Origin of the sequence: Azospirillum sp. HJ39 (genome assembly GCF_041507355.1) — a bacterium.
Lineage (GTDB): Bacteria > Pseudomonadota > Alphaproteobacteria > Azospirillales > Azospirillaceae > Azospirillum > Azospirillum thiophilum.
This window is the reverse complement of the sequence record NZ_CP167911.1, coordinates 1,409,835-1,431,958: the sequence shown is the minus strand read 5'-3', so window position 1 is coordinate 1,431,958 and position 22,124 is coordinate 1,409,835. Positions and strand designations below refer to the sequence as shown.

At 64.1% G+C, this 22,124-nt stretch carries 25 protein-coding genes; 10 read left to right on the top strand and 15 right to left on the bottom strand.

What is annotated here, in order from left to right:
• Positions 1-12: 12 nt before the first annotated feature.
• The 7 genes from ABMY26_RS20015 (at position 13) to ABMY26_RS19985 (ending at position 6,627) form a co-directional block, all read left to right on the top strand.
• Positions 13-972: a DUF2232 domain-containing protein gene (locus ABMY26_RS20015; RefSeq protein ID WP_372398921.1), complete on the top strand. Its 960-nt coding sequence runs from the start codon at positions 13-15 to the stop codon at positions 970-972.
• On the top strand, positions 972-1,532 hold the full coding sequence (gene rplI, locus ABMY26_RS20010; protein ID WP_045580233.1) for a 50S ribosomal protein L9: 561 nt from the start codon (positions 972-974) through the stop codon (positions 1,530-1,532). Before ABMY26_RS20015 ends, rplI begins: the two co-directional genes overlap by 1 nt.
• 257 nt (positions 1,533-1,789) lie before the next feature.
• Positions 1,790-3,055 (top strand): class I SAM-dependent methyltransferase, encoded by a 1,266-nt coding sequence (locus ABMY26_RS20005; RefSeq protein ID WP_372398920.1) that lies wholly within the window; start codon positions 1,790-1,792, stop codon positions 3,053-3,055.
• A 324-nt stretch (positions 3,056-3,379) separates the two neighbouring features.
• A complete protein-coding gene (locus tag ABMY26_RS20000) occupies positions 3,380-4,603 on the top strand; it encodes an NADP-dependent isocitrate dehydrogenase (RefSeq protein ID WP_045580235.1) in 1,224 nt (407 codons plus the stop codon).
• A gap of 131 nt (positions 4,604-4,734) precedes the next feature.
• Positions 4,735-5,115 carry an oxidoreductase gene (locus tag ABMY26_RS19995; RefSeq protein ID WP_372398919.1) on the top strand — a complete coding sequence of 127 codons (381 nt, stop codon included), beginning with the start codon at positions 4,735-4,737 and terminating at the stop codon, positions 5,113-5,115.
• A gap of 95 nt (positions 5,116-5,210) precedes the next feature.
• Positions 5,211-6,155: an SPFH domain-containing protein gene (locus ABMY26_RS19990; RefSeq protein WP_372398918.1), complete on the top strand. Its 945-nt coding sequence runs from the start codon at positions 5,211-5,213 to the stop codon at positions 6,153-6,155.
• Between the two features lie 4 nt (positions 6,156-6,159).
• Complete coding sequence (locus tag ABMY26_RS19985) at positions 6,160-6,627, top strand: NfeD family protein (protein ID WP_372398917.1); 468 nt, start codon at positions 6,160-6,162, stop codon at positions 6,625-6,627.
• A gap of 77 nt (positions 6,628-6,704) precedes the next feature.
• Here ABMY26_RS19985 and ABMY26_RS19980 read toward each other — a convergent pair whose 3' ends face one another.
• The 6 genes from ABMY26_RS19980 to ABMY26_RS19955 form a co-directional block, all read right to left on the bottom strand.
• Positions 6,705-7,079 carry a GcrA family cell cycle regulator gene (locus ABMY26_RS19980; RefSeq protein ID WP_372398916.1) on the bottom strand — a complete coding sequence of 125 codons (375 nt, stop codon included), beginning with the start codon at positions 7,077-7,079 and terminating at the stop codon, positions 6,705-6,707.
• A 174-nt stretch (positions 7,080-7,253) separates the two neighbouring features.
• On the bottom strand, positions 7,254-8,060 hold the full coding sequence (locus ABMY26_RS19975; RefSeq protein WP_372398915.1) for an anti-sigma factor: 807 nt from the start codon (positions 8,058-8,060) through the stop codon (positions 7,254-7,256).
• Positions 8,057-8,608: an RNA polymerase sigma factor gene (locus tag ABMY26_RS19970; protein ID WP_372398914.1), complete on the bottom strand. Its 552-nt coding sequence runs from the start codon at positions 8,606-8,608 to the stop codon at positions 8,057-8,059. The genes ABMY26_RS19975 and ABMY26_RS19970 overlap by 4 nt, the downstream gene beginning before the upstream one ends.
• Before the next feature lie 55 nt (positions 8,609-8,663).
• Entirely contained in the window at positions 8,664-10,109 is a 1,446-nt protein-coding gene (locus ABMY26_RS19965) for an NADP-dependent isocitrate dehydrogenase (protein WP_372398913.1), read from the bottom strand.
• Positions 10,110-10,355: 246 nt separating this feature from the next.
• On the bottom strand, positions 10,356-11,156 hold the full coding sequence (locus ABMY26_RS19960; protein WP_372398912.1) for a hypothetical protein: 801 nt from the start codon (positions 11,154-11,156) through the stop codon (positions 10,356-10,358).
• A 207-nt stretch (positions 11,157-11,363) separates the two neighbouring features.
• Positions 11,364-13,088 (bottom strand): diguanylate cyclase, encoded by a 1,725-nt coding sequence (locus tag ABMY26_RS19955; RefSeq protein WP_372398911.1) that lies wholly within the window; start codon positions 13,086-13,088, stop codon positions 11,364-11,366.
• An 869-nt stretch (positions 13,089-13,957) separates the two neighbouring features.
• Here ABMY26_RS19955 and ABMY26_RS19950 point away from each other — a divergent pair.
• Positions 13,958-14,311: a hypothetical protein gene (locus tag ABMY26_RS19950; protein ID WP_372398910.1), complete on the top strand. Its 354-nt coding sequence runs from the start codon at positions 13,958-13,960 to the stop codon at positions 14,309-14,311.
• Positions 14,312-14,543: 232 nt separating this feature from the next.
• On the opposite strand, the gene ABMY26_RS19945 is transcribed toward ABMY26_RS19950, so the two are convergent.
• From ABMY26_RS19945 to ABMY26_RS19915, 7 genes are all read right to left on the bottom strand, one after another.
• A complete protein-coding gene (locus tag ABMY26_RS19945) occupies positions 14,544-14,969 on the bottom strand; it encodes a CopD family protein (protein WP_372398909.1) in 426 nt (141 codons plus the stop codon).
• Between the two features lie 9 nt (positions 14,970-14,978).
• Positions 14,979-15,308 (bottom strand): DUF3817 domain-containing protein, encoded by a 330-nt coding sequence (locus ABMY26_RS19940; RefSeq protein WP_372398908.1) that lies wholly within the window; start codon positions 15,306-15,308, stop codon positions 14,979-14,981.
• Positions 15,308-15,571 (bottom strand): hypothetical protein, encoded by a 264-nt coding sequence (locus tag ABMY26_RS19935; protein ID WP_372398907.1) that lies wholly within the window; start codon positions 15,569-15,571, stop codon positions 15,308-15,310. Before ABMY26_RS19935 ends, ABMY26_RS19940 begins: the two co-directional genes overlap by 1 nt.
• A gap of 11 nt (positions 15,572-15,582) precedes the next feature.
• The gene (locus tag ABMY26_RS19930; RefSeq protein ID WP_045580249.1) at positions 15,583-15,909 is read right to left on the bottom strand and encodes a winged helix-turn-helix domain-containing protein; all 327 of its coding nucleotides are present in this window, start codon (positions 15,907-15,909) and stop codon (positions 15,583-15,585) included.
• A gap of 366 nt (positions 15,910-16,275) precedes the next feature.
• Positions 16,276-16,743: a glycine zipper 2TM domain-containing protein gene (locus tag ABMY26_RS19925; protein ID WP_372398906.1), complete on the bottom strand. Its 468-nt coding sequence runs from the start codon at positions 16,741-16,743 to the stop codon at positions 16,276-16,278.
• Positions 16,740-17,327 (bottom strand): hypothetical protein, encoded by a 588-nt coding sequence (locus ABMY26_RS19920; RefSeq protein ID WP_372398905.1) that lies wholly within the window; start codon positions 17,325-17,327, stop codon positions 16,740-16,742. The genes ABMY26_RS19925 and ABMY26_RS19920 overlap by 4 nt, the downstream gene beginning before the upstream one ends.
• Positions 17,328-17,498: 171 nt before the next feature.
• On the bottom strand, positions 17,499-18,692 hold the full coding sequence (locus tag ABMY26_RS19915) for a VWA domain-containing protein (protein ID WP_372398904.1): 1,194 nt from the start codon (positions 18,690-18,692) through the stop codon (positions 17,499-17,501).
• 89 nt (positions 18,693-18,781) lie between these two features.
• On the opposite strand from ABMY26_RS19915, the gene ABMY26_RS19910 reads away from it, so the two are divergent.
• Positions 18,782-19,345, top strand: a complete 564-nt coding sequence (locus tag ABMY26_RS19910) for an HD domain-containing protein (RefSeq protein WP_372398903.1) — start codon at positions 18,782-18,784, stop codon at positions 19,343-19,345.
• 122 nt (positions 19,346-19,467) lie between these two features.
• Entirely contained in the window at positions 19,468-20,982 is a 1,515-nt protein-coding gene (ccoG, locus tag ABMY26_RS19905) for a cytochrome c oxidase accessory protein CcoG (protein WP_372398902.1), read from the top strand.
• Positions 20,983-21,056: 74 nt separating this feature from the next.
• Here ccoG and ABMY26_RS19900 read toward each other — a convergent pair whose 3' ends face one another.
• Together ABMY26_RS19900 and ABMY26_RS19895 are read right to left on the bottom strand one after the other, a co-directional pair.
• A complete protein-coding gene (locus ABMY26_RS19900) occupies positions 21,057-21,491 on the bottom strand; it encodes a hypothetical protein (RefSeq protein ID WP_372398901.1) in 435 nt (144 codons plus the stop codon).
• Between the two features lie 66 nt (positions 21,492-21,557).
• Positions 21,558-21,947, bottom strand: a complete 390-nt coding sequence (locus ABMY26_RS19895) for a hypothetical protein (protein WP_372398900.1) — start codon at positions 21,945-21,947, stop codon at positions 21,558-21,560.
• Between the last annotated feature and the right edge of the window lie 177 nt (positions 21,948-22,124).

Sequence of the window (22,124 nt, the reverse complement as noted above, 5' to 3'; positions counted from 1 at the left end):
TAAGGGGTTCCCATGGCCTTGGGTCCGGCCGTTCCGCTGGTGGTCGCTGTCGGCGGCGGTCTGGTCAGCGCGTTCTTCTACCTGTCCGTCATGTTCGGGGGGATGGGCGCGCTGATCCTGGGCTACCTGGCCCCCCTGCCGCTGTTCCTGACGGGGCTTTGGCTGGGGGCGCCGGCGGTGATGTTGGCCGGACTGGCCGGCACCGCCGCGGTGATGCTGGGGACTTCCGGCGGCACGCTGGTTGCGCTGTCCTATCTGGTCACCGGGGCTGCCCCGGCGATCCTGGTGGTGCGGCAGTCGCTGCTGGCGCGTTCGCTGGAGAATGGAACCCTGGAATGGTATCCGCCCGGACGGGTCCTTGTGGGCCTGACCGGGATGGGAATGGCGGCGCTGCTTGCCGCGGTGATCCTGACGCTCGATCAGCCCGGTGGGCTGGAAGGGCTGATGCGGCAGACACTGGCCCGAGTAGTCGAGCCGGCGTTCCGCGCGCAGGGCCAGCCGGCCCCGGATCCCGAGGCATTCTGGGTGGCTGCCGTCCTGCCGGGACTGGTGGCGGTGTCATGGCTTGTCATGACGATCGTCAACGCGGTGCTGGCGCAAGGGGTGCTGATGCGGTTCGGCCGCAACCGGCGCCCCGCCATGCGTCTGGCCCAGTTGGAGTTGCCGAACTGGCTGGTTCCGCTGTTCGCGGTAGCGGTCATCGTCGCTTCCATCGCACCGGGAACCTTCGGGTTCCTGGCGGCCAATATCGCGCTGCTCCTGGCGGTACCATTCGCCTTCGCCGGGCTTTCGGTGGTGCATGTGTTCGCCAGCCGGCGATCGGCACGCACGCTGATCCTGGTCGGCTTCTACATGATGCTGTTTCTCTTCGGGTGGCCGATCCTGCTTTTGGTCGGCCTGGGCATGATCGAGCAATGGATCGGGCTGCGCCGCCGGTTTTCCCCCGCGGCCCCCGGTCAGGAGGACGAGTGATGGAAGTTATTTTGTTGGAGCGGGTCGAGAAGCTCGGCCAGATGGGTCAGGTCGTCAATGTGCGCCCTGGCTTCGCTCGCAACTTCTTGCTGCCGCAGAAGAAGGCCATGCGCGCCACCAAGGCGAACCTGACCGTCTTCGAGAAGCAGAAGGCCCACCTTGAAGCGGTCAATCTCGAGCGCCGCAAGGATGCCGAGCATGTGGCCGGCAAGATGGACAATGTCTCTGTCGTGGTGATCCGTCAGGCCGCCGAAACCGGCGTGCTCTACGGCTCGGTCACCACCCGCGACGTCGCCGACGCGCTGACCGCCGCCGGCTACAAGACCGACCGCAAGCAGGTTCAGATCGACACCCCGATCAAGACCCTGGGTCTGTTCAAGCTGCGCGTCGTCCTGCATCCGGAAGTGTCGATCACGGTCACGGTCAACGTCGCCCGTTCGGCCGAAGAGGCCGAGTTGCAGGCCCAACGCGGTGGCATGATCACCGCGGCCGACCTGCGCGATGACGACGAGGAAGAGACCTACGTCGAAGAGACCGCGACCGAGGAAGAGGAGGGCTGATCGCCCTCCGGCCGCGAGCGTCCCGTACCGGCCTGGTCGGCTTCGGGTTCGCCTCGGCACAGTCGCACCGTTCGTCCGGAAGCCGCCCACCCGAACAGGGTCGGGCGGCTTTCCGCATTTCAGGTTCACTGCTTCAGCTCCATCGGGCGCCATACATCCGCAATGCCCGAATTGGGTAGCAGTCCTGACCGATTGACAGATTGTCGCATTCACCCCTGCGCATCATGCTTGAACCGGCACCGCGGAAGGAGTTCGGCATGCTGCTGGTTCATCTGCTTGCCGCCGCCAAGGGCGACGGAACCCTGGACCTTGTCACAGCCACTGGAAGGCATCACAGCATCGGGGCAGGCCCGCCAAAGCTGACCCTCCGGCTTCACGATCGCGCGGTGGAGCGCGACCTGCTGTTGAACCCTCGCCTGAATTTCGGTGAGGCCTATATGGACGGCCGCCTTTCGGTGGATGGCGGCACAATCTACGACCTGCTGGCGATGCTGATGAGCGGGACCGAGGTGCAGGGTGCCTTGGGGCGCGCAGCCCATTCGCTTTCGCCGTTGCTGCGCCGCCTGCAGCAATACAACCCGATGCGGCGATCGCGACAGAATGTCGAGCACCATTACAACTTATCCCGACAGTTCTATCAGCTCTTTCTTGACCGTGACATGCAGTATTCCTGTGCCTACTTTCCCGACACGTCCATGTCGCTGGACGACGCACAGGAAGCGAAAAAGCGCCATATCGCAGCCAAACTGCTGCCGGCCCCTGGCATGCAGGTGCTGGACATCGGTTGCGGCTGGGGGGGCATGGCGCTGTATCTGGCCCGGCGTACCGGCGCACGGGTGACCGGCATCACCCTATCGTCCGAACAGCTTGCCGTCGCCCGGCAACGCGCACAGGAGGCCGGGCTGGCTGATCGGGTCAACTTCGAACTGCGCGACTACCGTGAGTTCGCGGCAAACCACCGCGGAGTCTTCGACCGCATCGTGTCGGTCGGCATGTTCGAGCATGTCGGCGTGCCGCATTACCGCAATTACTTCGATGCGGTGCGCGATATGTTGAACGATGACGGGGTGGCTCTGATCCACGCCATCGGCCGGCTCGACGGACCGGGAGCAACCAACCCCTGGATCCGCAAATACATCTTCCCCGGTGGCTACTCCCCTGCCCTGTCCGAGGTGTTGGCGGCCGTCGAGCGGTCCGCCCTGTTCACAACGGATCTGGAGATCCTTCGCCTTCACTACGCGGAAACACTGCGTCACTGGCGCAACCGCTTCGATGCCCACCGCGAGGAAGCGAAAAAGCTATATGACGAGCGCTTCTGCCGGATGTGGGAATTCTATCTGGCCGGGGCCGAGCTGGCCTTCCGCCTGCAGGGGCACATGGTGTTCCAGCTCCAGCTTGCGCGAACGTTGGGAACTCTGCCTTTGACCCGTGACTATATGGTGAATGCCGAACATGAGCTGGTGTCGGCATTCACCGGCTCGGCCGGTCTGCGCCCGGCGCGGACGCCTGAGTCGGCCGCCTGAATCCCGGTCTGGCCGGAAGCAGGGCCTTTGCCTGTCATCAGGGCGGCAAAACGGCTCAATCCGGCCAACCGGTAATACCAATTGACCATCATGGCCGGGCGCTGGGCTGAGTTGCAAGCGGAATCGTGCGACATCGACGCCTGGACCACCGCCACGCCTTCCTTTCGGTCATGGGGCGATGCTATATAACCGCGATTGATTTCCGCCCGGGGTATCGGGGGGCGACCCATGCGGCAGCTCCCCGGCAACAAGCGCCCGCTGGACGACGCGCCCGGCTCCCAAGGAATGACAACGCCCTTACCCGTTCGGGGAGATCTCGCACCCATGACAAAGATCAAGGTAGCCAATCCGGTCGTCGAACTCGACGGCGACGAGATGACGCGCATCATCTGGCAGTTCATCAAAGACAAGCTGATCCTGCCCTACCTCGACATCGACCTGAAGTACTACGACCTCGGCATCGAGAACCGCGACAAGACCGACGACAAGGTCACCGTCGAGTCCGCGAACGCCATCAAGCAGTATGGCGTCGGCGTGAAGTGCGCGACCATCACCCCGGACGAGGCGCGGGTGAAGGAATTCAACCTCAAGAAGATGTGGAAGTCGCCGAACGGCACGATCCGCAACATCCTGGGCGGCACCGTGTTCCGCGAGCCGATCGTCTGCGAAAACGTTCCGCGCTACGTTCCGGGTTGGACCAAACCGATCATCATCGGCCGTCATGCCTTCGGCGACCAGTACAAGGCCACCGATTTCGTCGTCCCCGGCCCGGGCAAGATGACGATCAAGTGGGAAGCCGCCGACGGCAGCCAGCAGATCGAGCATGAGGTGTTCGACTATCCCAGCGCCGGCGTGGCGATGGGCATGTACAACCTTGACGATTCTATCGAGGGCTTCGCCCACTCCAGCCTGATGTACGGCCTGGAGCGCGGCTACTCGGTCTATCTGTCGACGAAGAACACGATCCTGAAAGCCTATGACGGGCGCTTCAAGGATATCTTCCAGAAGATCTTCGACGAGAGCTACGCCGAGCAGTTCAAGGCGAAGGGGCTGGTCTACGAACACCGCCTGATCGACGACATGGTTGCCTCCGCCCTTAAGTGGGAAGGCGGCTTCGTCTGGGCCTGCAAGAACTACGACGGCGACGTGGAGTCGGACGTGGTGGCGCAGGGCTTCGGCTCGCTGGGCCTGATGACCTCCGTCCTGGTCACGCCGGACGGCAAGACCGTCGAGGCGGAGGCCGCGCACGGCACGGTGACCCGCCATTATCGCGAGCACCAGAAGGGCAAGGAAACCTCGACCAACCCGATCGCTTCGATCTATGCCTGGACCCAGGGCCTGGCTTATCGCGGCAAGTTCGACGACACGCCGGATGTGGTCAAGTTCGCGCAGACGCTTGAGCGTGTCTGCGTCGAGACCGTCGAGGCGGGCTATATGACCAAGGATCTCGCCATCCTGATCGGCCCGCAACAGCCGTGGCTGACCACGAAGCAGTTCCTGGACAAGCTGTCGGACAATCTGGAAAAGAAGATGGCCGTCTGGGCGTAAGGCCCGCACCATTCTCCAGAGGGTGCGACGCCGCGTCAGGGTCAAACCGGACCGCGGCTCGGCTAGGGTTCGAGCGGGGAGTTTCGACTCCCCGCTTTTTTATTGCCCATTTCCGAAAAGGAACGCCCCCGATGGCCAATGACCTCTTCCGTATCGCCGTGGTCGGCGCCGGTGAGACCGGAACGCCCCTGCTGCGCAAGCTGTTGGCCGCCCCGTTCGTGGAGCTTGCGGGCGTGGCCGACCTCGATCCCGATGCCCCGGGCATGCGTCTGGCCCAGCACCGCGGCATCATGACAACCACCAGCTTCCTTGACCTTGCTGCGCTCGGCGAGACGGTGGACGTGCTGATCGACGTCACCGGCGTGCCCGCCGTGCGCGAAGGGTTGCGCAAGGCGATGCAGGAGACCGGCAATCATCACACGGTCATCGTCCATGAAATGGTCGTCCAATTGATGCTGTCCCTGCTGAACGGCGAACTGGTCCGGCTGAAGCACGACGCGCAGGACTATTGAGAGGGCGGCAACGGGATTTGCGCGGAAGCCAAAATGGCCCATGATGTGTTGGGCATATCCATGCCGCGCCCGTCCATGCCCAGGAGCAGCCATCGATGGAACTCGGCATTCTCGTCATCGCGGCTTTCGTGCTGGTCGTCATCTTGGCGATCACCAGCGTCCGCATCGTACCCCAAGGTTTCAACTTCATCGTCGAGCGGCTCGGCCGGTATCAGGAGACGCTGCTGCCGGGCTTCAACGTCATCTTCCCGGTCATCAGTTCGGTCCGGGCGAAGGTGGACATGCGCGAGACCGTGGTCGACGTGCCGTCGCAAAGCGTCATCACCAAGGACAACGCCGCGGTGACCGCAGACGGCGTGCTGTATTTCCAGGTGCTCGACCCCATGAAGGCGACCTATGAGGTCAACGACCTGCAGCGGGCGATCCAGACGCTGGCGATGACCACCACCCGTACGGTGATGGGCTCGATGGACCTGGACGAGTTGCTGAGCCAGCGCGAGGCAATCAATGCCAGCCTGCTGCGCGCGGTCGACGAGGCCACGGCGTCCTGGGGCGTCCGGGTGACCAGGATCGAGTTGCGCGACATCACCCCACCCGACGACATCGTCCAGGCGATGGGCCGCCAGTTGAAGGCGGAGCGTCTGCGCCGTGCCCAGATTCTGGAAGCCGATGCCGAGAAGGAAAGCCAGATCCGCATCGCCCAGGGCAAGCTGGAGGCCGCCAAGCTGGAGGCCGAAGCGCGCGAGCGTCTGGCCGAGGCGGAGGCCAAGGCGACCCGGTTGGTGTCAGAAGCGGTGGCCCAGGGATCGAGCCAGACGCTGGGCTATTTCCTCGGCCAGAAATACATGGAGGCGTTGAAGGCGTTCGCCGCGTCGCCCAACCAGAAGACGATGATCCTGCCGGTGGAGTTGGCCGGCGTCGCCGGTGCGCTGGCCGGGCTGGGCGACCTGCTGCGCGAGGCATCGCCGCCACGGGCTCCGGTCACGCCGCGCAATCCGTGGTCGGTGCCGCCGACCACCCCGCCGGCCGACGGGGACTGAGCGGATGTCGCCGTTGCTGTGGGGAGCGCTGGGTGCCGTGCTGATCGCGGCGGAGCTGGTGCTGCCCGGAATCTTCCTGATCTGGTTCGGTGGAGCCGCCCTGCTGACCGGGCTCGTCACCGCAGTGTGGCATGGCTGGGGGCTGGTCACCGAGGCCGGTTTCTTCACCATCGCAGCCGGCGTCGCGGTGGGTATCGCCATCCTTCGCGTCCGCCGCGGCAATGCGGTTTCGGAGGATGGGGCGGCACGGATCAACGACCGCGCCGGGCAGCTGGTCGGGCGTTCGGTAAGCTTGACCGAGCCGATCGTCAACGGGCACGGCCGGCTGTTCGTCGGGGATACGCTGTGGGCGGTCGAGGGGCCCGACCGACCGGCCGGCACTGCCATGGTGGTCGCAGGGCACAGCGGCATGGTGCTGCGGCTGCGCGATGCGGTCGAGTTGCCGGAGGATGTCCCCGGCACAACGGCCTAAGCCCTTGCGGGGACCAACAAAAAAGCCCGCCTCTCCCCCGAGAGCGGGCCTTTTTGTATATCGGTCGGATCCGTCGGTCAGGCCGCGCCGACGTTGCGGTCCCGGTCCTCGTCGCGCTTCTTGCTGCCCGACGCCGGCTGATAGGCGAGAGCGGCATGTTCGGCGCAATAGGGCATGCCGGGCAGCGCCGGCTTGCCGCAGAAATGGAAATCCTGGTGCTTGGGATCGCCGACCGGCCATTTGCACATCCGCTCGGTCAGGGCGAGGATGGTGGCGCCGCGGGTCGGCTTCTTCTTGATGGGCGACGGCCGGCCCGACAGACCCAGCCGGTGGGCCTTGCCGATGACGGCGTTGCGGGTGATGTCTCCCAGCGTGTCGGCGATCTCACTCGCGCTCAACCCCTGGGACCAGAGATCCTTGAGCTGTTGAATCCGTTCGTCCGTCCAACTCATCCCCGAGTACTCCCGATCCGGTGTCCGGTTCTGCTGTGGCAAATGGGACACGGTCTAGTGCCGTTTTCCATAAGCCGCAACATTTTGTGCCAGCCGGTGAGGAAGCTACCAGATGACGGCCGCGGACGATAGGGGGGCGCGGCAACATTCCTGTTGATAAGTCCGGGGCCCGACTCATGAATTCAGCGCGCCATACACCTCCTCCGCCACGCCGGACAGGACATCCCGATCGAGCTCGCCGGTGACGGCAAGCGCCAAGCCATTGTCCTGCCAATACAAAGCGCGGACACCGCCATCCTGGGCGAAGCGGAAGGCAGAACCTGAGGTGTTGGGAGACGGGCGGATATACAACGTGATGCGACGCCCGGCCGCATCCTCGTACATGTACAAGGCCACAGGTCCAACGGAATCGGCCAGAAGTCGGCCGCCGATCAGCTGATACCCCCCTCGTGTGACTTTCGGGCAACGCATATTCTTGCCCAGCCGCTTGGAGAGCCAGTTGACCAGATGCGCCTCCTCGTCCACGCCGATCTCGACCGGATGACGGACCTCGACGGAGAAGACGCGGTGGGCGGCGACGGCATCGGCGATGAAGGCGGCGGTCGGCGGCTCGGCCCGCCCGGCCATGCGGTCGCGCAGCAGCCAGCCGCCGGCACCGCCGGACACGAAGATCAGCAGCGAGGCGGCGATTGCCATTCCCCACAGCGCGCCCCGCCCCCATCGCGCCGCCGCCGGCCCGGCGGCAGGCTCGCGCATCGCGAAGGGCGGGGTCAGCCGGTCCGGCAGCGGCTGGTCGATCAGCGGCCCGAAGCTCTGGCCCAGCAGGGTCCGCTGCACCCGGTAGCGCTCGAACCGCTGGGCGTCGTCGGGATGGTCGGCAAGATGGCGCTCGACATCGGCAAGGCGCTCCTCCGGCAATTCGCCGTCGAGCCAGGCATGCAGCTCGGCCTCGGTCACGGGATTGCGGGTGCCGCTCATCATCTGATCCTCCTGACCGCCTGCTCGGCTCCACCATCCAGCAGGACCCTCAACTTTTCGCGCGCCCGGGCCAGCCGCGACATCACCGTCCCGATCGGCAATTCCAGAACCTCCGCCACCTCGCGGTAGGACAGCCCCTCCATTCCCGTCAACAGCAGGATGGTGCGGTGCTCGTCGGTCAGCCGGGCGAAGGCGCGGACGAAGTCGCGCACCGCCCCGCGGTCGGCCGGCGGCGCGCTGAGCGCCAGATCGTCGGACAGGTCGTCGACCGGGATCTCGGCCCCGCGCCGCCGCCGCCCGCGCTGGCCGGAAATGTGCAGGTTGTGCAGGATCGTCATCAGCCAGCCGCCGAGCTTCGACGGGTCGCGCAGCGCATGCCGGTTGGCCAGCGCCTTTTCGACGCAATCCTGGACGAGATCGTCGGCGTCCGCCCGGTTGCCCACCAGGGCGGTGGCATAGCGCCGCAACCGCGGCACATGGGCGGCGATGGCGCGGTCGTCGATGTCTGGCGGGCTCATGTCGGGTCCGGTCGCGGCGTCGTCTGCGGTCATGACGCCCTGCCCCACGGTTTTATTCCCATCCCGGCCATCCGCCCCCGGCCATCCATCACTGACCCGGCGAGGAAAAGCCGGCCTTGCCGTCGAAATTGCTGAGATTCTCGGTCTGGGTGAAGTCGATGCCGGCGTCGGCCAGCCGGCCCAGCAGCTCGACGATGGCCGCATGCTGGACCGGGCCGCCCTGGGCCAGGAAACGGCAGCGCCAATGATCGGTGCAGAAGACGTCGGCGTTGCCGTCCGGCCAGACCCGCTGCGAGCGGTTGGAGATGCTGGCGAGCGTCAGCGCCTCGGTCGAAAGCGGCAGCACCAGCTCGGCCAGATCGTCGGGCAGCCCGCCCGACCAGTGCAGGAAGACGTCGACCCCGACCAGCTCCTTGTGGGCGCGGACGCGCGGCGCCAGCCGGTTCAGCCCGTCATAGGCCGGCCGCATGGTCGAATAGCCGACCGGCGGCATGGTGACGGGGGTCTGGCCCAACCGCTCCACCACCGCCTCGGCGAAGGCGCCGGTGCCGGCCCGGACCCGGCCCAGCCCGCGGGCATAGATGTCGGCGGTGTGGATGCCGTCCTCGATGGTCTTCAGCCATGCATTGTGGATGCGCGCGGCGATGTCGCCCTGGCCGATATGGACCAGCATCATCACCGCCGCCATCAGCAGGCCGGACGGGTTGGCGATCCCCTGCCCGGCGATCATCGGGGCCGAACCGTGGATCGCCTCGAACATGGCGCAGGTCTCGCCGATGTTGGCCGAGCCGGCCAGCCCGACCGAACCGGTCAGCTGGGCAGCGATGTCCGACACGATGTCGCCATACAGGTTCAGGGTGACGATGACGTCGAAGCGCTCCGGCTGGTCGGCCAGCCGGGCGGCACCGATGTCGACGATCATGTGGTCGGCCTTGATCTCCGGATAATCGGCGGCGAGCTCGTAGAAGATCTTCAGGAACAGCCCGTCCGTCATCTTCATGACGTTGTCCTTGACGAAGGCCGTCACCTTCTGCCGGTGGTTGGAGCGGGCGAAGTCGAAGGCATAGCGCACGATCCGCTCCGACCCCGGCCGCGAGATCAGCTTGACCGACTGGATCACGTCGTCGGTCTGCCGGTGCTCGATCCCGGCATAGAGGTCCTCCTCGTTCTCGCGGATGATGACGACGTCCATCCGCGGGTGCCGGGTCCGCACATAGGGGTGATAGGACACGCAGGGCCGCACGTTGGCGAACAGGCCCAGCGTGGTGCGGGCGACCACGTTCAGCGACTTGTTGCCGTAGCCCTGGGGCATGGTGATCGGCCCCTTGAGGAAGACCCGCGTGCGGCGGATCGACCCCCAGCCGGCGGCGTCCAGCCCGCCCGGATGGCCGCGCTTGTAGACCGCCTCGCCAGCCGGCACCTCCTCCACCTTCAGCCGCGCCCCGGCGGCTGTCATCACATGAAGCACCGCGTCCATGATCTCGGGGCCGATGCCGTCGCCGGGGGCGACCGTGACGGGGGTGATATCGCGCATGCACTCACTCCAAGGGGACGGGCGACCGTAGACGCAAACCGGGGGCTTTTTCAATGGTTGGAGGCAGCGACGGATCGTAGCGACGGACCCCGGCGGACGGGGCACGGAGGGGGGACGACGGCGGCGGATGGAACGTTTGAAACGCCATGAACCGTTTTCCCGGCCGCGTTCCACCGTTCACTCCGGCAACCGCGCCGGCGGTCGATCCGGCCACCGGCCCGGCTCCCGGCCCGGTCATCGGCCCGGTCATCGGCCGCGGCGCGCGAAGGCACCCTGCCCGCCCCGCCTTTCCATCGCCGAACCGAGATTGGGGAAGGGATCGTCGGGATTGAGGGTCCAGGGATAGACCCCCGCCGGCCCGTCGGCCTCCGGCCGGGCGAGGATGGCGGCGACGGCCCTGGGGTCGGGCGGCGTGCGTTCGCGCAACGCGCCGGGAACGGCATCGTCGTCGAAAGCGGGAGCGGGTGACGGCGCGGGCGCACATCCCTCCGCCGGGCCTGGAACGGCAGCGGCATCGGCGGAAGGCCGGGGGTGCGGGTGGGGGTGGGGGTGGGGGTGGGGCTCGGGTCCGGCGTGACCGCGATGGGACACCGGCCGGACGGGCGCGTCCTCCCCCATCCGGAGCCGGTCGATCTCGGCGAACAGGCCGAGCCGCTCGGCCAGCCAGCGCACCGTCGCCGGATCGCCCGCCGACACCAACCGTTCGATCTGCTCCATCACCATGGCGCGCAGCGAGCCGAGCCGAAGATCGGCTTCCCGGTTCAGCGCCTGCCTTTCCCACCAGACACGATGGCGGAAGGGCTGCGACCCGTAATGGGCCCGCCACAGCGTGGTGCGGCTGCACCCCATGGCACGGGCCACCTGCTGGAAGGACGCACCGCGTGCCAGCATCCCGGCCGCCATGACCCATTGCTCGTCGTGGAAGCGCGAGCCGGGCACCAGGGCGCCGTCCGGCGGCACCGGCGGTTCCTCGGCCCAGCGCGGAAAGTCCTCGGCAATCGGAGCGGCGGCTAAACCTTCGGCGGTATGCAGGCAATCGGGGGGCATGGGGCGGCTCCATGGGTCGGGTGGTAATCACCGCCAGTTTCCACCAGGATCATGGAGGAATATAGGATAAAAATCATATTTTTCCGGACCAACAGTCCTGCCGCCGGAGTTTGGTTATCCGTCTTCACGCCCAAGCGACGATTTTGCCCCCACCCCAACCCTCCCCCGCTCTCAGCGGACCCATGGTCCGCCATGCGCCGTCGGCGCTCAGGCCGGCTGCGGCTCCCCGAGTTCGGGCGCGACGCTGTCCTCCAGGGCGATCCGCACGCAGTTGCGCCCTTCCTGCTTGGCCCGGTAGAGCGCCTCGTCGGCCGTCGCGACAAGGCCGTCGAAATCGTCGGCATGGGCCGGAAAGGCGGCCAGTCCGCAGGAGATCGTCACCTGGGGAAGGGTGGTTCCCTCATGCCGCATGACGATCTGCTCGACGCCGGCCCTCAGCATGTCCAGCCGGTCGCACGCCTCCTGCGGTCCGGTATCGGTCAGGATCATCAGGAACTCCTCGCCGCCATAACGGAACAGCCAGTCCGACTCCCGGATACTCTCCTGAAGATAGTGGCTGACCTTGACCAGGGCGGCATCGCCGGCCGGATGCCCTTGCGTGTCGTTGAACCGCTTGAAATGATCGATGTCGATCATCGCCACGACCAGCGGGCGCGAGAAGCGCCTGGCCTTGGCGACCTCCTTCTGCGACACCACCTCGAGATAGCGCCGGTTGAAGGCGTTGGTCATGGCATCGCGGATCGTCTGTTCCTTGAGGCTTTCCTTGAGCCGGATGTTGGCGAGGGTGAGGCCGAGCTGGCGGGCGACCATATCCGCCATCCGGCGGATGCGGCGCCCGTCGACGCCGCCGGACGCGCTGCCGGTGCTCCACAGGCTCAGAAGGCCGACCGTCTCGCCATGGGCAACCAACGGCACGCAAAGACTGGACGCGCCGCCCCCCAGCATGCCGAGATGGTCGCACAGCGGCGCCGCGGCCTCGGATTCGTGGATATGAACCTGGCCGCGCCGCAACCCCCAGCACTGCTGCGGCGCGAAGTGTTGAGCGGCCTCATCGGTCCCCCACTGGCAGAGAAGATCCAGGCGGTTCCTGGATGCCGCCGTCAGGAAGACGGCGCCATTCCAGTCTGGAAACAATTTGCGCGTGAAGGGAGGAAATGCAGACGAAATCTCGGCGACCGCGTTGCAGCTGTGGAGGAAGCTGCTGGCCTCGTTGAGCAAGGCGATTTCGTTACGGTCCCTGGTCAGATCCTCGGTCTGTCGATGCAACTCATCGGCCAGCACCTTGAGCTCATGCGACGCCAGGGTCTTTTGCTTGATCTCCCTGGATGCAAGATAGTAGAGAAGGCCAAGCAGCAGTGCTACGGCAACGATGAAGCCGGCCAATGCCACGAACGCCGCATGGCGAGCCACATCGACATTGTCCTGACGCTCCCGCAGAAGCTGACTTTCTATCCGTTCGATTTCGCGTATCGCGACGTTGAAGCTTTCCATCGCGCCGCCATCCTGGTCCATACGGACCAATTCCTTGGCGCTTGCCCGATCGCCGGAAATCTGCAGCCGAATTGCTTTCGACATCTCCTGGAATTTCTGGTTGAGAACAGCCGACAATTTTGTCAGATTTTCCAACTGATCATCGTTGTCGGATACCAGATTGCGCAGAGTGTCGATTTTTCCCATCGCCTCCTTCGATGCGCCATAATAAATTTGCAGATAAAATGCATCTTCCGTCAAGATATAGCCGCGTTTCGCGGATTGGGATTTGGCCAAATCCGTTTCGATATCGGAGAGAGCTTGTTTCACGTCAACGGAGTGACGCACCCACTCCACAGCATCGACAAGACTCCTGAGGCCGGAGTAGAGCAGGACGCTGTTTCCCGCGAGGATGGAAAGGGAAACAAAGATCATCGCCCGGCGCAAGATCTTAGCGTTCATGAGCATTTTTCTTGCACACTGTGGCTATTCCGCCGGTTTCCCAGATGGACGGACCATCCGCCCTTCGCACGGCAACAGATAGGGGCTCCGAAGACATTCGGAAAGGTGAATTCGCTCAATTCGGTGGTAGGGATTCGGCAATTCCCTGCCCGGTCACGCTGTTCTGCAACACTGTAGACGCCGTTCGGACTTTTTCGTCCAATCATACAGTCGCCATTGCCGGCAAGCCGTTCGCCCAATAATGCAAAGGCGTCGTCGCGACGAAGTTTGCAGTGCAAACCCTTCTTCCTGCCGCGCCCGGCCGCGAACGCAGCGGCCCGGGCCGATGCCGGGTTCGCAGACGGCGGACATGCAGCCCATCGCGCTGGACAGCGACAGTCGCCCGCCGGGCCCGCCTGGGGTGAGAGTACCGGACCGCCGCCGGTACCGCTCGGCCGCTCCGGCCGCTCCGGCCGCTCCGGCCGCTCCGGCCGCTCCGGCCGCTCCGCTCCGCTCCAGGATGCCGGCGACCCTTGGGGAGGTGGACGGACCCCATCGTCCACGGGATGCCTTCGGCAACGCTCCGTCAATCGGCAACAAAATCATGGATATGTTGTTTTATAGGATAATATGATCCATACATTTGAAATTGCAAATCAAATAACTCTGCGAATGCATTCAATTGCGTTCAATAAATTATTTGTATACTTTTGTATACGACACTCAATTTGTGACTACAGGTGATTATCAGATTCGATTCTTTTCGTAACAATATTATTGTTGAATAAATTTCCCCGAAATCGGAATGTTCTTTTGCGCAAAGCAAGAGTTTTCTTTTATTGCCCTGCGCATTTACACAAACTTCAATCATAGAAATAGGGAACATCAAGATGCGTTCTTCTTTCAAAACCGGCCTGATCGGCGCCGTTCTGACCATCGCTGCCTTCGCGGCCGGTGCCGCCCACGCCGACACGGTGGCCATCACGGTCCAGGCGGCCGTCGGTCAGCCGATTCAGCATCTCTCCGCCAGCCTGCCGCAATGGTCGGCCAACCCGACCTCTCCGACCCTGTCGGTCCAGGTGGCCGGCAAGACCTGTACCCTGGTCAGCTCCCTTCAGTCCGGCAGCTCGAACGGTTGCAACTATGCGCTGAATGCCGGTCCGGACGGCACGATCACCGGCGCGCTGATCGCCGGCAATAGCGGCTGCACCCAGACCCCGCAGATCGCGAGCAGCTGCAAGTAATCCGACGGCATGGGCCGGGCCGCTTGAAACCGGCATTGGCTCGACGCGTGCCGCCCATCGTCAAGTTCCCGGGGTTTCGCGCGTTCCGCGATGGATGCGCGAAACCCTGGCCTTCGTGACACTCCGCACCGGCCCCCATCCCGGCCGATGCCGGGCGCCCTTCCCACCCGCGTGGCGCCGGGCGGCCTGCCGGCCTTCGTCGGGCCGGCGGTCGTCATGCCGGTGCCGGATGTCAGTACGGCTTCAAGACCACGAGAAGAACGATGACGACGACCGCGGCGACGATCGCCGGCGGCGCATAGCCCGACATCGCAGAAGGCCGGCCAGCCCGGTCGAGCTTCCGAAGCAGGCCTGACAGCATCCCGTGCAGGCCGGACAGGGCGACGACGAACACCAGCTTCATCATCAGCCAGGGTGAGCCGAACCAGCCGCCCTGCATCGCCACCGCCACGCCGAAGAGCCAGGCCAGTGCCATCGCCGGCGAGGTCGCCAGGCGGTCCCAACGGCGCACGGCGTCGAGGATGCCGGCACGCCCCGGCGCGTCGGACAGGGGCTTCGATGCGGAAAGGGCGGCTACGGCGATTGCCGCGGCGAACATCCCGCCAATCCACACCATCACCGAAACGATGTGGAACGCCTTCAGCCAGAGGTAGGTCATGACCCTGCCTCAGACGGTCGGGGCGGGCGTCGCCCGCCGGGTCAGGGTGCGGGCGCTGAACAAGGCGCCGAATGGCACCACGGCGGCGATCAGAAGCTTGATCGTCTCGCCCCGCGACCAGCCGCCGGCCGACACCATCCGGATCAGCATCCAGACATAGGTCAGGAAGGCAAGGCCGTGGATCGGCCCCATGGCCCTTACGGCGTCGGGAAAACCGGCAAGATGCTTCAGCGGCACGGCAACGAAGAGCAGGAGAAGCAAGGTGCCGCCCTCGACAAGACAGGCCGTCCGCATCCGCAGCATCTGCCTGCGGTCTTCCTGGTCGGTCTCCGGCGACATCACCCGACGTCCTTCAGGATTTTCTCCACGCCGGCAAGCCGGCCCTCGATCTGCGTGACGCTGCCCCTGACCGAAGCCAGGCTCGCGGCCAGTTCCTCCTGCGTCTTGAGCATCCTCTCGACGAGGTCGCGGTATGCGGTGTCGTCGGCGATCTGTGCCCGAACCCGGCGGGCCGAGGAAAAATGCCTCATCGCGGAAATCAGGAGAACCGTCACGAGGACAAGGATGGTGACGAGAAGGAAATGGGATGGTCTGTCGGTCATCGGAGGCTCCTTCAGGAGTCGGAATTTCTGGCGGTTGCGGTCAGGGAAGGCACCGCCTCGGCAATCGCCGCAGGCGTCAGCACGATCGCGAACGGCGCGACCTCGAAGAAATTGAGGGCCTTTCCATCGGGAGAGACCTCAAGCTGGCTGGTGACGAGGCCCGCGTCCTCGAGCTTGCGCAAATGAAGGTGCAGAAGCGGACGGCTGATGCCGATCTCGCGCGCCAATTGACTGACATAGGTCCGCCCCATGACGCTCAACGTCGCCACGATCCGCAGGCGATGCGGGTTTGCCAGCGCGGATATCATCCCGAGCAATTGATCGCCGCTGCCGGTCATGTCCGCTCCGTCGCTAACCCGTAAGTTTTCTCTTACAGGTGCGCCGATGACCCGTCAACAGGAACTGACAGGTATCAGAAATAACTTTTGCAGGCGTGTGCCCGATTGATTCGACAGCCTGTTTCAAAGGCGAGGTGACAGGCACGCGCTTGCCGACGGAGTGAGCGCGGCACGATGAAACAGCCCCTGCCGGCGATCCTGTCGAGCTCGGCATCGGGGCGACCGATGCCGAGGCGCTCTCTGCCGTGACCCGGGTCTTTCCATTGCAGGGTATTTCACCCCGTATATGGCCGGCTTCAAGCGGCAACCGACAGACCCTCGTCGAGAGGCGGGCCGGCGGAGACGGGGATCCTGCCGGCCCTACCCTCAGGTCGGATCGGGAATGATCCTCGAACGCGAGCCGTAAAGGACAAGAACCTTCTGGCCGATGGCGAGTGCAGGCTCCTTGCCCTGGACCACCGTCAGAAGGGCGCCGTTGTCGGTCTGTACGACATACTCCATCCCGTCCTGGCGGGTGGCCGCCTCTTCGGCCATCGCGCCGGCGATACCTCCGATCAAGGCACCTCCCACCGCACCGACGATGTTGCCACGGGGCCCGCTGCCCATCGAAGACCCCGCGGCACCGCCTGCGACGGCACCGGCACCGGCACCCAGGCCGGATTGCGTGCCCCCGATGGCAACCGAACGGACACTGAGGACGTTGCCGCGGACCGTTCGGTTGACCTGGCCGACAGAACCCGCCGCATAGCTGTCCGGCGAGATGTTCGGCGCACAGCCCGTCAATGCCGCACAGGCGCCGAGAACGGAAAGCAGCAGAACCCCGCGGCCAGTCACGATGTGGGCACTCCCTTGCCTTTGACAGGTGCAGGAACGGGTGAAGCCGACGACGGGAACATCGGTTGCCCCAGCTTCGTCGTTTCAAGTTGCTGAAGGAACTGCAGGATGTTGTTCTGGATCGAGCGGTTCAGGCTTTCGCGCACGCGGACCGCGCCGATCAGGGCATAATCAAAGGGAACGACACCCTTGCTGTTCACGTCGGTCGTGAGAATGATCGAGCCGTTGGACCGGTCGATGATTTCATAACGTGCCCCGACGTCGGTGGTGAACTCGCCACCGAAATTGGGAATGTCGACCTTCAGAATCTTGACCGATACGGATACTTTCTTTGGGGCATCATCCTTGAAGATCGCCATCTTCGTCAGCGCCTCTTCAAGAGAGGTCTTCCACATCGGCGGGACGATTTCCAATCCGTTCGGCAGAGGGCCTGTCGCCTCGTCCGGACGCCCGATCGTGACCGTGATCGACTTGACCTCCGCATCGAGCTTGACTTGGGACGGCCCGACATTCGGCACCGAGAAGTTGAGCGGCGGCATCTGTGCACCGCAGGCCGACAGGGACAGAGTCAGCATCAGCGCCAAAGAGACTTTTCTTATCACCTGATATCTCCAAAAAGGATACCCCTTTTTAGCCTCTCTTTGTTACCCAGAGTTGTCAATAATATATCCATTGGATGGTGCCATTCGCCGCATGATGGAAATTGAATTGCATTCCCACATCGCGGACCATCGCCGGACGGGCGGCAGCTCACATCACCGCAACAACTCCCGCATCGCCCCGTCCAGCCCCTCCAGCGTCAGCGGGAACATCCGCCCGTTCATCAGGCCCCGGAGCAGGCGGGTGCTTTCCGAATAGTCCCAATATTGCGGCGCGGTCGGGTTCAGCCACACCGCCTTCGAATAGACCGACAGCAGACGCTGCATCCACACCTGCCCGGCCTCCTCGTTCCAATGCTCGACGCTGCCGCCGGGATAGACGATCTCGTAGGGGCTCATGGCAGCGTCGCCGACGAAGACCAGCTTGTAGTCGGCGGGATAGGTGTGCAGCACGTCCCAGGTCGACAGGCGCTCGGTGTGGCGCCGGGCGTTGTCGCGCCAGACGCCCTCATAGACGCAGTTGTGGAAGTAGAAATGCTCCAGATGCTTGAATTCGCTGCGCGCGGCTGAGAACAGCTCCTCGACCAGCCGGATGTGGTCGTCCATCGACCCGCCGATGTCGAGGAACAGCAGCACCTTCACCGTGTTGTGGCGCTCCGGCACCATCTTCAGGTCGAGCCAGCCGGCGTTGCCGGCGGTGGCGCGGATGGTGCCGGGCAGATCCAGCTCGCTGGCGGCGCCGGAGCGGGCGAACTTGCGCAGGCGGCGCAGCGCCACCTTGATGTTGCGGGTGCCGATCTCAACCCGGTCGTCCAGATTGCGGAACTCGCGGCGGTCCCACACCTTGACGGCGCGGCGGTGGCGGCTCTCCCGCTGGCCGATGCGCACGCCCTCCGGGTTGTAGCCGTAGGCGCCGAAGGGCGAGGTGCCGGCCGTGCCGATCCATTTGGAGCCGCCCTGGTGCCGGCCCTTCTGCTCGGCCAGCCGCTGGGCCAGCGTCTCCATCAGCTTGTCCCAGCCGCCGAGCGCCTGGACCTGCGCCTTCTCCTCCTCGGTAAGGAAACGCTCGGCCAGCTTGCGCAGCCACTCCTCCGGCAGGTCGGTGACGGGAACCTCGTCGCCGGCGGCGGCGGCATCGTCGGCCAGGCCCTTGAAGGTCGCGCCGAACACGCGGTCGAAGCGGTCGAGATTGCGCTCGTCCTTAACCAGACATGCACGACTGAGGTAATAGAAGTCCTCGACGCGGAAGGACGCGGTGCCCTGCTTCATGGCCTCCATGAGCGTCAGGTACTCCGTCAGCGAGACGGGGACGCCGGCCTTGCGCAGATCGAAGAAGAAACTCGTGAACATCGGCGCGGTCCTTCGCACGGGCTTGCCCTGCCGAGACTACCGCCCCGGCCGAGAGAACGCCAAGAGCCCGCTGACATGAGAGCGCCGACATGAGCCTGCCCAATGCCCCCCTTCTCGATTTCGCCCGCGCGCTCGACTTCGCCGCGCGCCGGCACATCGACCAGCGCCGCAAGGGCGTGCGCGCCGAACCCTACGTCAACCACCTGTCGGAGGTGGCGCTGCTGGTCGCCGAGGCGACCCACGGCAGCGACCCGGTGGTGGTGATCGCCGCCTTGCTGCACGACACGCTGGAGGACACCGACGCCAGCTATGAGGAGATCGAGCAGGCCTTCGGGGCGGAGGTGGTGCAGGTCGTCGCCGAGACCACCGACGACAAGCGGATGTCGAAGGCCGAGCGCAAGCAGCACCAGATCGACGCCGCCCCCCACGCCTCGACCCGCGCGAAGCTGGTGAAGCTGGCCGACAAGGTGTCGAACCTGCGCTCGATGGCGCACAGCCCGCCCGCCGACTGGCCGCTGTCGCGCAAGGTCGAGTATTTCGAATGGGCCCATGCGGTGGTCGCCGGGCTGCGCGGCACCGACGCCCGGCTGGAGGCGCTGTTCGACCGCGCCTATCATGACGGGCTGGCCGAGCTGCGCGGGCCGAACGGCTGAGCGGGCCGGGAGCGAAATCCGGGGGCCGATTGACATCGCGCAATGTGACTCCATCACGGAAGTCTTATGGAGAAGGGATGTAGCAGTATCCAGCGCGCCGCCGACGGCCGAGGAAACACGCCATGTCCCTTCCGCAAGAAAACACCCTCTCCCGCCAGCCCGCCCCGGCGGCCAAACCGGCCGGCCAGCCGCAAGGCGCGCCGCATGAGGAACCGGGACGCCATTGGTTCATCGACCGGCCCAAGGTCTATGCCGCCGACGTCCGCGGCACCTTCCGCCGGATCAAATGGGCGGCGCTGGTCGTCCTGCTGGCGATCTACTACATCACGCCCTGGCTGCGCTGGGAGCGCGGGCCGGGCATCCCCGACCAGGCGGTGCTGATCGACATGGTCGGACGCCGGGCCTATTTCCTGTGGATCGAGATCTGGCCGCAGGAGGTCTATTACCTGACCGGCCTGCTGATCATCGGCGCCTTCGGCATCTTCTTCGCCACCACGCTGGCCGGACGCATCTGGTGCGGCTATGCCTGCCCGCAGACGGTGTGGACCGACCTGTTCATGTGGGTGGAGCGCAAGATCGAAGGCCCGCGCACCACCCGCATCCGCCTGGACAAGGCGCCGATGACCGGGGCTAAGATCGCGCGCAAGACCGCCAAGCACGCGGCGTGGCTCGGCATCTCGCTGCTGACCGGCGGCGCCTGGGTGTTCTACTTCAACGACGCGCCGACGCTGATGAACGAGCTGCTGCACGGGCAGATCACCAGCGGCGTCGCCACCTTCATCGCGCTGTTCAGCTTCACGACATATTTCTTCGCCGGCTGGGCGCGCGAGCAGATCTGCATCTATGTCTGCCCGTGGCGCAGCTTCCAGTCGGCGATGGTCGACGAGGACACCTTCCTCGTCACCTATGAGGACTGGCGCGGCGAGGGCCGGGCGCCGCTGCGCAAGTCGCAGAGCTGGGAGGACCGGCAGGCGGCGGGGCTGGGCGACTGCATCGACTGCAAGCAGTGCGTCCATGTCTGCCCGACCGGCACCGACATCCGCGAGGGCCAGCAGATCTCCTGCATCGGCTGCGGCCTGTGCGTCGACGCCTGCAACGACGTGATGCGGCAGATCGGCCGGCCGCTGGACCTCGTGCGATTCGACACCCAGTCGAACCAGATCGCCAAGATCGACGGCAAGCCGGAACGGGTGAAGCTGGTCCGCCCGCGCACCGTCATCTATTCGCTGATCATGCTGGTGGTCGCCTGCGCCATGGGGATCGCGCTGCTCCTGCGGCCGACGCTGGACGTCAGCGTATTGCGCGACCGCGCACCGCTGTTCGTCGCCCTGTCCGACGGATCGGTGCAGAACGCCTACACCATCAAGATCCTGAACAAGACCCACATCGCGCGGGACTATGCCGTCACGGTCAACGGGCTGACCGGCGCCAGCCTGTCGGTGGTCGGCAACGAAACCGCCGGCAGCGGCGCCAGCCTGACGCTGAAGGCCGCAGCCGATTCGGTGGCGACGTACCGCGTCTTCGTGAAGGTGCCGGCGGCGGCGGTGAAATCCGGCTCGACCGACGTGGCGGTGATCGCCAAGGACCAGGGCAGCGGCGAGGTCGGCCGCCATGTCAGCGTGTTCATGGCGCCGTGAGCGGCAGGCGGGCATCCGGATGAGGAGAGGCGGCGGCCCCGATCCGCCGCCTTTTCCATGCTCGCCCCATCACCTCATGTCGCGGTGGTCTGGTTGAGGTATTTGAAGTCGCTGCAATAAGTCAGATTGTTATCGCCAGCCTTGCCATAAACCTGGTTCAACTGGACCATGGATTTATTCTCGTTGAAGCCGGAGAAAAAATAGACGATTGCCGACCCTTCCCCCGGGTAACGATAATCGCCGCCAAAGAAGTAATGATCCCGATTCAAATCCACCGCGTATGATATGCCATCCACTTCTATCGATAGCCAAAATCTCTCGAAATCTTTCCAATTCTTCTGATCGTAATTAATTACCAAGCTATTTTTATCAGATATACTGATATTTTTGATCTTAACATCAGGGTAATCTGGTGAATTATTCTTTTTTATTAGAACGGTATCGTTGATCTTGAGGTAGGTGATGCTGACAGCAGAGCCACCGGCATTCGTGAAGCTGAGACTTCCCATTATCGAACTCCGTTTCCTGAAATATTAATTTATTTCGACCGTAAATCATCCTGGCTGTGGATATATTTACTGGGCGTTCAGATATTTCAGATCATCGCAATATTTATATCTATCAAGATCAGGAGAGTTATAAGCATAGTTCATCTGAATATTCTTCAGATCAGAGCTCAGGCCACTCAGGATATAGCGGACTTTCGCCCCGGAACCGGGGTATCGATAATCGCCGCCACCGAAATAGTGATCCTTGTTGAGATCGATTCTATAGGAAGTGGACTCTTTTTCTACCTCAAATATAAAATTTGTGAAATTCTTCCAGTCGGTCAGCCGATAATCCAGCTCGATGCTCTGAAGCATGGGAATCTGGCTCTTTTCGAATGGAAGTTGCGTTCCATTGATGACCATCGATTTAAGGGACAAGTCTGTCCCCGTCAAATTGAAGACGGTTATGTTTGCCATGGCCCGATCTCCGTTACAATTCCGATATCGTTCCCGACGATGCACGCCTATGGAGACAGATTCTGCATCGAAATATCTACAGAAGAGATATTCTGTCAGGTTCTCCAATATCATATTACGAAAGTTTGATCGGGATATAGCAGCAATTTGTGCTTCTGTGTTTCAGATTGGCAACCG

Coding starts and splice junctions, on each gene's coding strand:
- ABMY26_RS20015 (WP_372398921.1), top strand. CDS start 13: ATGGCCTTGGGTCCGGCCGTTCCGCTGGTGGTCGCTGTCGGCGGCGGT.
- rplI (WP_045580233.1), top strand. CDS start 972: ATGGAAGTTATTTTGTTGGAGCGGGTCGAGAAGCTCGGCCAGATGGGT.
- ABMY26_RS20005 (WP_372398920.1), top strand. CDS start 1,790: ATGCTGCTGGTTCATCTGCTTGCCGCCGCCAAGGGCGACGGAACCCTG.
- ABMY26_RS20000 (WP_045580235.1), top strand. CDS start 3,380: ATGACAAAGATCAAGGTAGCCAATCCGGTCGTCGAACTCGACGGCGAC.
- ABMY26_RS19995 (WP_372398919.1), top strand. CDS start 4,735: ATGGCCAATGACCTCTTCCGTATCGCCGTGGTCGGCGCCGGTGAGACC.
- ABMY26_RS19990 (WP_372398918.1), top strand. CDS start 5,211: ATGGAACTCGGCATTCTCGTCATCGCGGCTTTCGTGCTGGTCGTCATC.
- ABMY26_RS19985 (WP_372398917.1), top strand. CDS start 6,160: ATGTCGCCGTTGCTGTGGGGAGCGCTGGGTGCCGTGCTGATCGCGGCG.
- ABMY26_RS19980 (WP_372398916.1), bottom strand. CDS start 7,079: ATGAGTTGGACGGACGAACGGATTCAACAGCTCAAGGATCTCTGGTCC.
- ABMY26_RS19975 (WP_372398915.1), bottom strand. CDS start 8,060: ATGATGAGCGGCACCCGCAATCCCGTGACCGAGGCCGAGCTGCATGCC.
- ABMY26_RS19970 (WP_372398914.1), bottom strand. CDS start 8,608: ATGACCGCAGACGACGCCGCGACCGGACCCGACATGAGCCCGCCAGAC.
- ABMY26_RS19965 (WP_372398913.1), bottom strand. CDS start 10,109: ATGCGCGATATCACCCCCGTCACGGTCGCCCCCGGCGACGGCATCGGC.
- ABMY26_RS19960 (WP_372398912.1), bottom strand. CDS start 11,156: ATGCCCCCCGATTGCCTGCATACCGCCGAAGGTTTAGCCGCCGCTCCG.
- ABMY26_RS19955 (WP_372398911.1), bottom strand. CDS start 13,088: ATGAACGCTAAGATCTTGCGCCGGGCGATGATCTTTGTTTCCCTTTCC.
- ABMY26_RS19950 (WP_372398910.1), top strand. CDS start 13,958: ATGCGTTCTTCTTTCAAAACCGGCCTGATCGGCGCCGTTCTGACCATC.
- ABMY26_RS19945 (WP_372398909.1), bottom strand. CDS start 14,969: ATGACCTACCTCTGGCTGAAGGCGTTCCACATCGTTTCGGTGATGGTG.
- ABMY26_RS19940 (WP_372398908.1), bottom strand. CDS start 15,308: ATGTCGCCGGAGACCGACCAGGAAGACCGCAGGCAGATGCTGCGGATG.
- ABMY26_RS19935 (WP_372398907.1), bottom strand. CDS start 15,571: ATGACCGACAGACCATCCCATTTCCTTCTCGTCACCATCCTTGTCCTC.
- ABMY26_RS19930 (WP_045580249.1), bottom strand. CDS start 15,909: ATGACCGGCAGCGGCGATCAATTGCTCGGGATGATATCCGCGCTGGCA.
- ABMY26_RS19915 (WP_372398904.1), bottom strand. CDS start 18,692: ATGTTCACGAGTTTCTTCTTCGATCTGCGCAAGGCCGGCGTCCCCGTC.
- ABMY26_RS19910 (WP_372398903.1), top strand. CDS start 18,782: ATGAGCCTGCCCAATGCCCCCCTTCTCGATTTCGCCCGCGCGCTCGAC.
- ccoG (WP_372398902.1), top strand. CDS start 19,468: ATGTCCCTTCCGCAAGAAAACACCCTCTCCCGCCAGCCCGCCCCGGCG.
- ABMY26_RS19900 (WP_372398901.1), bottom strand. CDS start 21,491: ATGGGAAGTCTCAGCTTCACGAATGCCGGTGGCTCTGCTGTCAGCATC.
- ABMY26_RS19895 (WP_372398900.1), bottom strand. CDS start 21,947: ATGGCAAACATAACCGTCTTCAATTTGACGGGGACAGACTTGTCCCTT.